The sequence below is a fragment of the Microscilla marina ATCC 23134 genome (genome assembly GCF_000169175.1).
In the GTDB taxonomy this organism is placed as follows: domain Bacteria; phylum Bacteroidota; class Bacteroidia; order Cytophagales; family Microscillaceae; genus Microscilla; species Microscilla marina.
Window position 1 is genome coordinate 1 of sequence record NZ_AAWS01000071.1, and the last position, 12,757, is coordinate 12,757.

Annotated in this window: 9 protein-coding genes; 7 read left to right on the plus strand and 2 right to left on the minus strand. The window is 42.7% G+C overall.

What is annotated here, in order from left to right; translation table 11 throughout:
* The first annotated feature begins 246 nt into the window (after positions 1–246).
* On the plus strand, positions 247–1,362 hold the full coding sequence (gene dprA, locus M23134_RS34370) for a DNA-processing protein DprA (protein ID WP_002704905.1): 1,116 nt from the start codon (positions 247–249) through the stop codon (positions 1,360–1,362).
* Positions 1,363–1,381: 19 nt separating this feature from the next.
* Positions 1,382–2,344, plus strand: coding sequence for a J domain-containing protein (locus tag M23134_RS39405; RefSeq protein WP_002704906.1), 963 nt, complete (start codon positions 1,382–1,384; stop codon positions 2,342–2,344).
* A 153-nt stretch (positions 2,345–2,497) separates the two neighbouring features.
* On the opposite strand, the gene M23134_RS34380 is transcribed toward M23134_RS39405, so the two are convergent.
* Entirely contained in the window at positions 2,498–3,898 is a 1,401-nt protein-coding gene (locus tag M23134_RS34380) for a C1 family peptidase (protein ID WP_002704908.1), read from the minus strand.
* A gap of 400 nt (positions 3,899–4,298) precedes the next feature.
* Positions 4,299–6,425, minus strand: coding sequence for a caspase family protein (locus M23134_RS39410; protein ID WP_082226767.1), 2,127 nt, complete (start codon positions 6,423–6,425; stop codon positions 4,299–4,301).
* A 509-nt stretch (positions 6,426–6,934) separates the two neighbouring features.
* Here M23134_RS39410 and M23134_RS34390 point away from each other — a divergent pair.
* The 5 genes from M23134_RS34390 to M23134_RS34410 all read left to right on the plus strand — a co-directional run bounded on the left by M23134_RS34390 (position 6,935) and on the right by M23134_RS34410 (position 12,645).
* Positions 6,935–9,223, plus strand: coding sequence for a RelA/SpoT family protein (locus M23134_RS34390; RefSeq protein WP_002704917.1), 2,289 nt, complete (start codon positions 6,935–6,937; stop codon positions 9,221–9,223).
* Positions 9,224–9,835: 612 nt separating this feature from the next.
* Positions 9,836–10,321, plus strand: a complete 486-nt coding sequence (locus tag M23134_RS34395) for a Fur family transcriptional regulator (protein ID WP_002704921.1) — start codon at positions 9,836–9,838, stop codon at positions 10,319–10,321.
* A 158-nt stretch (positions 10,322–10,479) separates the two neighbouring features.
* Entirely contained in the window at positions 10,480–10,833 is a 354-nt protein-coding gene (locus M23134_RS34400; RefSeq protein ID WP_002704923.1) for an STAS domain-containing protein, read from the plus strand.
* Between the two features lie 96 nt (positions 10,834–10,929).
* Positions 10,930–12,216 (plus strand): adenylosuccinate synthase, encoded by a 1,287-nt coding sequence (locus M23134_RS34405; protein ID WP_002704925.1) that lies wholly within the window; start codon positions 10,930–10,932, stop codon positions 12,214–12,216.
* A gap of 120 nt (positions 12,217–12,336) precedes the next feature.
* Complete coding sequence (locus M23134_RS34410; RefSeq protein ID WP_157558794.1) at positions 12,337–12,645, plus strand: hypothetical protein; 309 nt, start codon at positions 12,337–12,339, stop codon at positions 12,643–12,645.
* The last annotated feature ends 112 nt before the right edge of the window (positions 12,646–12,757 follow it).

The following is a 12,757-nucleotide window of genomic DNA, read 5'->3' on the forward strand; positions in this document are numbered from 1 at the left end:
TACCCTAGTGCACTGGGGATTAAATAAATGCGCTATTTATTCGAGGGTATTTTGTTTGCTGACGCACTTCAAAAAGTGCGCAGAGTTAGTTTACAATTCCGATGTATATCGGAACCGGAGCTACGCAAACTTTTTTAAGTAAAGTCAGCGGGCTAAAGACTCCGAATAATGTAGTAGGAATTTAGTTTCCAGTGCACTAGTTTACCCAAAACAAGTATATTTGTCTACTCAAATCCAACTCTTTGCATGAACAACTCTTCTTTGTATAGCATTGCCCTCAACCTGATAGACAAGGTAGGAGGGGTGAAGGCGCGCCAACTGTTAAGCTATTGTGGTTCTGCCGAAGCCGTATTTAAAACCCCTAAAGCAAAATTGCTGAAAATACCCATGGTGGGCAATAAGATTGTGTCTTTGATTATGCAAAAAGACATTCTACAGCAAGCCGAAGCTGAGGTAGAGAAAGCCTACAAACAAGACGTACAGATTGTTGCCTATACCGATGCCCACTACCCTGTCAGACTTAAACAATACGCTGATGCCCCTTTTGTATTTTATATCAAAGGAAAGGTCAACCTCAATGCCGAGCGTGCGGTGGCAATTGTGGGTACACGGGCTGCTTCTGAGTATGGCAAAACCTTTACCGAAGAGTTGGTCAAAGAACTTAAACCCTACCAACCCCTGATAGTAAGTGGTTTGGCGTATGGTATAGACATTGCCGCACACCAGGCAAGCCTAAAGTATGGTTTGCCTACTATAGGGGTCATGGCCAGCGGCATAGATGTGGTGTACCCTACCCCCCACCTGGGTACGGCACGCCAAATGGTGCAACAGCAGGGGGGAGTAATGACCGAAGCCCGCTTTGGTACACAACCCGATGCACGAAAGTTTCCGGCACGTAACCGGATCATTGCAGCATTGGCCGACGCAGTAGTAGTGGTAGAAGCCAAAGTCAGTGGCGGAGCACTTATTACCGCAAATATTGCCAACGACTACCACAAAGATGTGTTTGCTGTGCCCGGCGATATTCATCGAAAAACGTCGGAGGGTTGCAATAACCTGATTAAACAACACAAAGCCCACCTGATGACCAAGGCTAAAGATGTGGCATATATTATGAACTGGGAGTTAAATGGCAAAAACAAATCGGTACAGCAATCGTTGTTATTTAATGAGCTACCCGAAAACGCGGAGGAAAAAGAAATAGTGGTTTTGCTGCAAAAGCAACCCAAAAAAACCTTAAGCCTGGACGAAATAAGCTGGCAACTTAAAATGCCCTTGTCTAAAGTAAGCGCTTGCTTACTCAACCTCGAAATTCAAGGTTACCTTAAGTCTCTGCCCGGCAAAAAGTTTACCTTGATTTAGTTATATAGTAAAAGCATAGATGTTGGATCATTATCAAATATTGGGATTGAAGAGAACCGCTTCGGCCGAGCAGATAAGAATTGCTTATAAGAAAATGGCGAAGCGTTATCACCCCGATAAAAACAACAATGATCCCCACGCCGAAGAAGTATTTAAACGCATCAATGCCGCCTATCAGGTACTGTCTGACAAAACCAAAAAATACGATTACGATCACCCAACTACCACTACTGCCCGACCAACATCTACTCATTATCGCACTTCGGAAACCACCACTACTCACCAAAAAAAATCTACTACTTATCGCGCCTCTGGCACCTATTATCAAGCTTCTTCCCGACACAAATATGAGCATATTCCGCTCAGGGTAAGGCGTATGCTACAGTTGGCCAGCGTGGTGATTGGCATTGGTGTGTTGGCGTTTGGAGTATACCTATACGAAGTGGCTCCCCGCATATCGGCAAGGCACAGTTACGAAGAAGCCGTGGTGTTGGTGGCAGCACACAAATACAAAGAAGCCCTCAAAAAACTCAACCATGCGGTTATATTTTACCCCCAACTGGTAGAGGCACAAATGCTGCGGGCAGACTTGAGTTACCGGGTTTTTAAGCATTACGTAGAAGCGTATGTGGGCTATAGCGAGGCAATCAAATACAGTAAAGAGGTGTTGCCGCTCAATGTGTTTTTTCTGAGGGGAATGGCGGCTTTTAAGGCACAAAAATACCGCCGGGCAATCAATGACTTTAGCCAAACTATCTCAGACAATCCCGAAGGAAATCAGTACTCAGCCCAAGCCTATTTTTTTCGGGCCCAAGCCCAATACTATGTAAACCCTCACCACAAAGCCTCGATTTGTAATGACCTGACCGCTGCCAAAGAAGAGGGAGTAAAAGGAGCTCACCGCCTACACTTGTTTTTTTGCGAAAGCATAGCACCAGGTGCCATCCAAAATATTGGTTTGAGCCAAGGGCTGGATTTTTAGGTAAAACGCCCACAACCAGAGTAAATACCAGGGCAGCATTAAACATAGCCATATTTATAGCTACTTAATGTTTGAAAAACAAAGCATAAAAAAACGACAAGTAAGCACCTAAAGCCCTACTTGTCGTTTTTATTTGGTATCAGTACCAAAAGCTTAGCGCACGTGCGTAATTTCCACCACCATTGCTACTACCGATTTGCCCGAACTTGCCGCCTTAAAGTTGATTTTGTCACTGCTAAACTGGGCATTTTTACTGCTTACCAGGTCTGCCGCCATTACCTTTTCTATGCGGTCTACAAACGAACCTTTGTACTTACTTAGTTGCTTGCGTATAGACCGAATATTGAGCTTTTTCTTAGAGTATAGCACGCACATGTAGTCAGTACCAATGTTATTATCCATTTTGATATAATAATCTTCGTTTGGAATGGCTACATTGTTTGACTTATAGTTGAGCGCAGGACTAATGCTGCGTTTGTGCGGGAAAATCATAAAAGTTTTTTCGCTCAGGTCGGAGCCAATGGCATATACAAAAGCGGGCTCATTGTTAGAGATATGAATGCGAAACTGGGTGCCCGATGCATAAGGCTTTTTCATTTTATAATACCCCACTTTGTTGGTTTTACGCACATAGTCGGCTTCCATTTGATTGCCCGATGCCAGTATAAACTTAAGTTGCCCTGATAGGTCGGCTTCGTGTGGCAAAGTCTTAGGGAAAGCAATGACCTCATAAGCGTACTTGGTAAAGTTGGCAAAGTCGTCGTATTTGATCCAGATAAATCCCCCATTGCCCCATTTGGTGCCCCAACTGTTCATGATCTCAAATGCCCCACCATACTTGTTGTCATCATAGCCAATTACACACATGGCGTGTCCTCCATAACGCATGTTGGGGTTTTCGCTGGGTTTCCAGAAACCCTTTGCCTTAAAAAACGAGCGGGGGCATTTCATACCTATTACTACCGGGTGCCCCGATGCCAACGATTTTTTCATTGCCCTGATCTTGAAGTTTTTGCCATATTTTCGGTCAAACAAACGGGCGTAATCTTGTATCTTATGAGGTTTTGCTTTGCTAAAAATATTGCTTGGTATACTGGTAACACAGCTAATAGGAAACTCAGCATACTTGGGCACTCCCCGGTTTACCATTACCTGCATGGCATCCGAAATGTGTGAACCACGTTTGCAACCTGCATCGGTTTTGTACTTAATTAGTTTGTACAAAAAACCAGGAGAATACGTATTACTGGTAATTTTTTGTTTACTCGTCCAACCATTGCTTTTTGCCTCTACAATGGTACGGGCGGCATACGCCGATGACCAACCTACACAGGTGCCATACCGTCCCTGACTTTTGGGAGTAGGACACCATTTTTTGAGCGACGATTTGGCTGGTACGCTTACATAGTCGCGGGTCATCAGCATGGCCTTCATCGGAGTGGCTTTGTATTTTTCATCATCCATTTCCATACCCAGGCTATATTCCTGAGCAAACCCGGCAACACTCATCATTGCCAGCAAAAAGGTAAACCAATAGTGAGAATAGTGTTTCATATTTTAATTATTAGGTATGTAAATTTTTGTTTAGTTTTTCATAGTTAGAAGCCCCGACAGGGTGCAAGCTTTAAGCGACAAGTCGCAAGTCCTTAGATACCGATGAATATCGGTGCTATTCCCTATTCCATAGGGAGTTATAAAGTTTGTAAAGTGCTTATTTTCAGTTGTTTACAAATTTTATAGTTAGAAGCCCAATAGGGTTCTAGGGACTAGGCACACCCTACTCCGTTGAGCTCATCACAGCAAACAGCTGTAGATTCGGTTTAGAGGTAGCTACACTTTTTCTATCACGTTGATTTTTTAGTGATTTATAAAACCGTAGTTAAAAACATTCAGGTTAAACTGAAAACGTGATGGATTACGGTTCGCGAAATATCCACCATAAAGCCCTCTAAAGTTACTGCTTTCTAAAGTAAAAATCTCCGATAATAGACGAGTTCTCCCAAGGCGTTTGTCTACCACCCGTTTGTTGCAATACCTTTGCCCTTACCTTTTTAAATACCTGCTCTATAGTAAGCCCCGGAACCCGCAGCATTTTGAGTAACTCTTGAGTGTACAAACCATTGGCTCCCTCACCGTCAGCAGCTACCGAGCCTGGCGCAGTAGCATAGGCTATAAAAGTTCCGGTAGGGGCAGTAGTGCTGGCCAATCCACGGGTACTTGAACGTGAACTGGTTTTGAAAGGGTTATTGCGGCAAGCATCTAAAATAACAATATTCATTGGATTGCTTGCGGCGTCCATTTCGGCAAGCACCAACCCCAGGTTTACTGAGCGGTACCTCACCTGTTGTTCTTTGTCTATTTTTGCTTTTACCGGAATGAGGTAATTTTCACCTTTTACCTGTAGCCCGTGTCCGGCAAAATAAAAAAGCCCTACGCTTCCACTTTTAATCTTATTGCCAAATTGAGTAATGGCGGTTTCCATCGTTTCTTGGTTTACATTGATGTGCTCCATTACATCAAAGCCTAATCCACGTAAAGACTTAGCCATTGCTCTGGCGTCGTTTGCCGGGTTTTTGAGCGGCGCATTGGCATAGTCAGCATTGCCTATGATTAATGCCACCCGCTTGCCTGCTACAGTATTATTTGCCACCAGGCTTTGGTAGGTAACAGTACGGCGTGAGGTAACAGTACCTGCAGCATTGCTTACTACTACCGATATTTTATTGGCGCCTTTCCGCAAGGCAACGGTCTTTCTTAAACTTTTGGTGCAATTGTCGGCAGTCACTACCTCAAATCCTCGGGTGTTTTGGGCAATGCCATTGACATATACCTTGACAAACCGTACCCTTGAAGGTGACTTGATACAAGCATTGAGTGTGTAGTTTTTGTCGGTGGTACTGATCGAAAAGTTGCTGGGTGCATTCCAGTTTACGGTAGCCTTTACTACTGTATTTTCTACCTGGCGGGCAGTATAGCGTATTCTGCGGCTGGAACTCACCGAGCCTCCGGCATTGGTAGCCACCACCTTTACATTGTTGGTACCCTCTGACAATGTCACCGATTTGCGAATGGTTTGGGCACAACCTCCAGTAGCCACTACCTCAAACCCACGGGTAGTTTGCAGGCGATTGTTTACATATACCTTGACACTGCGCAGGGCAGACGAAGACTTGATGCATACATCAATAGGGTAAAGTCGCTGGCGGGAGCTGGTGAGTAACCGCAGGGGAGCGTTCCAGCGAATGACAGGTTTTGGTTTGATCGTGGTGACTACCGAGTTGTTGTTTTTTACCTTGCCTACACCATATATCAGGCTGGTAACCGCATATCTTTTGTTCCAATAGGTACTAATTCTTTGCTTGGGGTAATAGTCGCGTAATGCCCACGATTGAATATACCCGGTGTTTTTAGTCAGCATTACTACCCATTCGCCGTTGCCATAACCTAAGTTGGTGACTGAATAGCCCTGGCTCCACTTTTGGCGAATGCGGGTGGCAGGAAAGCTACTGCTTTTGATCCAGGTTTGGCTGCCATAGCCTGAGCTTCGCGACATAATCACCGCCCATTTGCCTTGCCCATAAAACATATTGGTCACTGCATAGCCTTTACGCCAGTATTCGCTGATGCGGTTGCCAGGAAAACTGGCGTTGAGTGTCCAGTATTGGCGGGTAAGCCCACTGCTTTTGGTGCCTACTATTGCCCACAAACCATTGCCATAAGCCATGCTTGTAACAGTATAACCCCGACGCCAATAGTCGTTGATTTTTTCGCGTGGAAACGAGGTACGGGTTGCCCATGACTGTTGTCCGTAGTTGGCGCCCTTTGACATCACCACTGCCCACTTGCGCTCTCCATACGACACACTGGTAATTTTGTAGCCCATTTTCCAGTATTTTTTGATAGACTCACGCGGGAAATAGGATTTATGAAACCAGATTTGTTGTGAGTACCGCGTATATTTTGACATGACCAATGCCCACTTATTTTGGGCTTGGGTAGGGAAAGTATGCAATGATAAAAAAATAAAAACTGCTACTACCTGCCAGCGTAGTAGGCGCGAGAATGGTTTTGTTGACATCATAGTGTTGGGTACTTGATTTTTTTTCAATTAGTTGGTGCAATGAGCCACAAAACTCATTGATATTTGGTGTAATAGTGATAAACAAGCTGGAAAAACAAACAAGTTGTTTATAAAATTGCCTGGATTGATTTTTTTAATCTTACTTAAATCATTTCCTTTTTTCTTAAAAAATGAGTATATTGAATTTTTAGGATCATTACAAAATACTGCTCAGGTAAGTTATCAAATCATCAGTTTTACAACTTAAATTAGTAGCCTTATAAATGTGACTAAGTGTTTTATAATCAATAATTTGTAAATGTATATCATAGTTCAAAAACTTTATACCTGGCATTGTATCATTGCCAGACAATCAATACCAATTGCATAGCAGGTTTATGTTATGCATACGCTATCAGACAATACAAGGTTTGAAGCAGTATTTTAAGCATCAGGATTTTAATAAATCACTTGTGATTTTTAATTTTATAATATACCCAATGGTAAGTAAATAACCATTAAGATCATCAATGTTAGAAAAAATGGCGCACAAGATTGATAACCAGACTGAAGAAGAAAAAAGAGAAATTTTAAGAAGATACCGCCACTTGCTAAAAACGGCTAGTCCTTTTCTGAAAGACGGGGACGCTAAACTAATTAAAAAGGCATTTAAAACTGCGGCAGACGGGCACATAGAAATGCGCCGCAAAACGGGAGAACCTTATATCTATCACCCTATAGCGGTGGCACAGATTGTAGTAGGAGAAATTAACCTGGGACCCACCGCCATTGCAGCGGCATTGCTACACGATGTGGTAGAAGATACGGAGGTAACCATTGAAGAAATTGAAAGGGAGTTTGGCGATAAGATTGCCAAAATTGTAGACGGTGTCACCAAAATATCGTCTACCGATGTCAACGACTTTGAGTTTGACCGAAACATCTCACAACAGGCAGAAAACTTTCGTAAAATGTTGTTGACCCTTTCGGACGATGTAAGGGTGATTATGGTGAAGATTGCCGACCGGCTACACAATATGCGTACCTTGGATAGTATGGCTCGCCACAAACAACTCAAAATTGCTTCCGAAACTATCTACATTTATGCTCCTTTAGCGCACCGCCTGGGCTTGTACAAGATCAAGTCGGAACTGGAAGACCTCTACCTTAAATACACTCATCAGGAAGCTTACCGCGACATTGCCCAAAAACTGAACGAAACCAAGGTAAAGCGTGATGCTTTTATCGAAGACTTTATTGCGCCTTTGCGTACTTCTATTACCAATGCGGGTTTTAAGGCGCGTATTTTGGGACGCCCCAAGTCTATTTATTCTATCTGGAGCAAAATGAAGGTACAAAATATCCCCTTCGAGAAGGTGTACGATTTGTTTGCCATTAGAATAATTATAGATGTAGACTATGAAAACGAAAAACCGGATTGTTGGCGGGTATATTCGCTGGTGACCGATTCTTACAACCCAAATCCCGATCGCCTGCGTGACTGGATAAGTACCCCGCGTGCCAATGGATACGAGTCGTTGCACACTACTGTAATGGGACCTGATGGCAAGTGGGTAGAGGTGCAGATCAGGACAGAAAGAATGGACGAAATTGCCGAGAAAGGGTTTGCTGCCCACTGGAAATACAAAGAGCAAGGCAAAAACGGTAAGAAATCGTCTAAGAAAAACGGAAAACGCAGCGATAATTCAGGTTTAGACGCCTGGTTGAGTTTGATCAGAGATTTGCGCGAAAAAAGCCAGAATGGTGAGTTAACCGCCACCGAGTTTATCAATGATTTTAGGCAAAACTTCTTTGAGAAAGAGGTTTTTGTGTTTATACCCAAAGGCGAATTGCTCACGTTGGCAAACGGGGCCACTGCCCTTGACTTTGCCTTTCATGTGCACACCGAAATAGGGTATCGTTGCCTGGGTGCCAAAGTAAACCAAAAGCTGGTGCCGCTGAACTACCAATTGAAAAACGGCGATCAGGTAGAAATTATCACCTCTAAAAAGCAAAAGCCAAGTGCCGACTGGTTGCGGTTTGTGCAAACCTCTAAAGCCAAAGCGGGCATCAAAGATTACCTCAAGGGGCAAAAAGAGATCACAGTAAACAAAGGGCTGAATATTTTGAAAAAGAAATTGGCAGACCTGGGGCTTACTTACAACGAAACTTTGCTCGACCAGATCAAAATATTTCTTGAACTTAAAAAGTCGTATGACTTGCTGCATGCTATAGGCAAGGGGTACATTACTCCTCAGCATATCAACAAGTTTAAGGGTTGGAAGAAAAAACGTGATGAAGAGCAAAAAAGACTGGCTGAAGCTCCTCAAAAAGAAGTAGTTGGGAAGAAAAAATCGAAAATAGAAACCCTGTTTATTGGTGGAGAGTCTCAGATAGAGTACACCTTGGCCAAGTGTTGTAACCCCTTGCCGGGCGATGATGTGTTTGGGTTTATTACCATTCATGATGGTATAAAAATACACCGTACCGACTGCCCACAAATGGTCAAGGCAATGGCTCAACACGGCGACCGTATTATACGGGCCCAGTGGAAGTCGCAACGCGAATCAGCATTTTTGGCTATTCTAAAGGTCAAGGGCACCGACCGTATAGGACTGGTAAAAGATGTCACTCAGGTAATTTCAGGCGACTTGCAGGTAAACATCAAGTCGTTGAATATAGGACTGACTGATGAGGGCATTTTTGAGGGTACGATCAAGGTTTTTGTATACGATACTCAGCATTTAGAAATGCTCAAAGAGGAGCTCATGCAGGTAGAGGGTATTGTAGGTACCAAAAGGTGTGATACCGACGAGTAATATCAACGGCTTTGTTGTACAGGTAGCCTTGCCAAAACAATAAAGCCACTTAATAATCGAGCGATGTTATAATCAATAGTCCATAGCTGATTCGAGTAAATGTTCACCTTGTTAAATGCTGTAAACCAGCATTTTATATGAAGATTGCGTACTCACTTTATTTTTAAAAGTGTTTCGGTTTTATGCCTAAACACCCAATTAAATAGTTTTTAAATTCATAAATGACTGATAACCGAGCCTCTGGCGAGTCCTTAGATACCGATGTATATCGGTGCTCAACAAAGTTAAACAGCAAACAACTTTGACTAAAATCACTGTGGAGTATTGATAATATGACAATTATAATAAGGGAGCAACCAACAAATAGTATACACATTTGATAGGTGATGCTTTACCCTGATGTGTTGTTAAATTTTTTGACCATAGCTATGGCTATGCTCGCAAAATTTGCCTCGCCTCAGAACAAAGCCTCTACCCAAAAATGGGCACTTTATTTCCTGATTACTCCCTAAAGCTTTTGGACTAATAAATTTATTCTATCTTTGCGCAGAAAAACGTTGTGCAAAAAGGCGGAGAAGAGGTGCTACCACTACAAAACAAAAAGCATAAATTATGGCATTGAATAATGAAGAATTTGATAAGGTAAAAAGTATTTTTGTTGCTTATCTGGAAAATAAATCTTTGCGAAAAACCCCCGAACGTTTTGCTATACTTGAAGAAATTTATACAAGAGGTGGGCATTTCGACGTAGAGTCGCTTTATATAAGCATGAAAAACAAAAATTACCGGGTAAGCCGGGCTACGGTGTATAATACACTGGATATTTTGGTAGACTGTGACTTGGTGATTAAGCACCAATTTGGTAAAAACCTGGCACAATACGAAAAAGCTTATGGGTACAAGCAGCACGATCATTTGATTTGTACCGACTGCCATACTGTAGTAGAGTTTTGTGACCCTCGCATTCAGAATATTCAGAACATGGTAGGCGACCTTCTGAAGTTTGATATTATGCATCATTCGTTGGTGTTTTATGGCAAATGCAATAAACCCGACTGTAAAAATAAAGAAGAGTTAGAAATTAAAAAGGCGGGGTAAGTAAAACTACAAAAATAACCTACTCCACCGAACTTTGTCTCTGATTGTTGTACTTCTCCAAAAAACTAGTTCAGCAAACAGGTACTGCCTTCTTTTGGATTACTTTACTTTTTCCATTTTACTAAGCGCTTACTGTCTTTGGATTAAACATTTTTACCATGAATTTTAGCCATTCGATTGAAAACAATATACTGATCCTGAATTTTGAGGGCGACCTGATTGAAATTCCTCGCGATACCAAGTTGATAGAGGTAATAGAAGATGCCCTTGAGCAGGATATTAAACTATGCGCCATCGAAATTTCAAAGTTGCGTTACATGAACAGTACCGGAATCAATACGCTGATACTGGTACTTACCAAGTTTCGTAACCGAGGCGGCGAGGTAGTACTGATTAACCCCTCTGAGCAAATCAAAAAACTTTTGATTATCACTAAGTTATCGGCCATATTTACGATTACCAAAACCAAAGAAGAGGCCATAAGACTGCTCGAAGAGGAAGCCTCTGCCTGACAACACACACGCGTGGTATGTACAACCATTGCACGAGGTAAGCCTCGTGTATAAATTGATAAACTGAAAATTGTCTATGATTTCAAATATATAAACATGAGTGTAAATATCTTATTAGGATTGCAGTGGGGCGATGAAGGTAAAGGAAAGGTCGTAGACTTTCTGGCTCCTCAGTATAATGTAGTGGCACGCTTTCAGGGAGGACCCAATGCCGGGCATACTTTGGAGTTTGACGGAATCAAGCATGTGTTACATCAGATTCCTTCGGGTATTTTCAGGGCTGAAACCAAAAATATTATTGGCAATGGTTTGGTGCTTGACCCTATTGTACTAAAAAAAGAGATTGAAGCGTTGGCAAAATACAACCTCGATTTAAAGAATAATCTTTTTATATCTAAAAAAGCGCATATTATTTTACCTGCCCATAAGTTGCTCGATGCGGCTTATGAGCAAGCCAAAGGGGACAAAAAAATTGGTTCTACTTTGCGTGGCATTGGACCTACTTACCAAGACAAAACCGGACGCAACGGGCTAAGGATAGGAGATTTGGTAAGCGATAACTTTGAAGAAAAATACAGAGAACACCTTGCCCGACACGTCAAGTTGCTTGAGTTTCTTGAGTATGAATGTGATCCGTCGGAGATGGAAAAAGAGTTTTTTGAAGCGGTAGAATACCTCAAGCAATTTACTTTTGTTGACAGCGAGTATATGATCAATGCATCTATTGAGGCCAACGAACCCATTCTTGCCGAAGGTGCGCAAGGTTCATTACTTGACATTGACTTTGGGTCTTACCCTTTTGTTACGAGCTCGCATACGATGGTAGCAGGAGCTTGCACTGGTTTGGGAGTGGCACCCAAGCATATTGGCGAAGTATACGGTATTTTTAAAGCTTACTGTACCAGGGTAGGCAGTGGCCCTTTCCCTACCGAATTGTTTGACGAAGACGGTAAACAATTGGCTAAGGTAGGCAACGAGTTTGGCGCTACCACTGGCAGACCCCGTCGTTGTGGTTGGTTAGACCTTCCTGCCCTCAAATACACCGTCATGATCAATGGGGTAACCCAATTACTTATGATGAAGGCAGACGTGTTGAACGATTTTGACGAAATAAAAGTTTGTACCCATTACAAACTCAAAAGTGGCGAATTGACCGACCAACTGCCTTATGACCTGACCGAAGAAGTAGCAGAGCCAGTATACAAAACTTTCAAAGGTTGGAACCAAAGCCTGGAGGGGATTACTACTTTTGATGCCTTGCCTGCCGCGGTACTGGAGTACGTGGCTTATATAGAGGAAGAAACTGGAGTACCTATCACTTTGGTGTCTACTGGGCCTGACCGCAAGCAAACCATTCATAAAGGGGAGCTGGCATTAAATTAATGAAGCATGCAACCAATTTATTCAATCATATCAACATTACTCAGGGGCTACGGCTTCTGGGTAATTTTTTTGTTTTTGGGTCTTGGTGCTTGTTCGTCGAAGCCCCAAAAACAAGCGCGCGTGTCAAAATCAGCGGCCCTTGTCCAAATGGCCAAAGAGTTCAAAGGTAATCATCGCCTTGCCTATATTCAACAACAAGTAGATGAAGCTTTTAGGGCATACGATGTTGCGATCAACGAAAGCAATTACCAGCGATGTGCCAATGCTTTGATTGCCTTGCGCAAAGCCAGCAAAAATGGGGTTACTGAAATGGATATACTTGCCCATGTAAAGGCCATCAATGTGAGGGCTTACGGGGTGTCGTTTTTCAAACAATTGGCTGCTTCGGCACGCTACCTAGAGAAAAAACCACTTGATTTGCCCGCGTAGCTTGGGTAAATAAGGACTTCCATCTACCGATTTTATAAACCGCTAAAAATCAGTGTTCTATAAAATCGGTAACAGGCTTGAAGCTTGTCGCTAAAAGCACCGATATGCATCG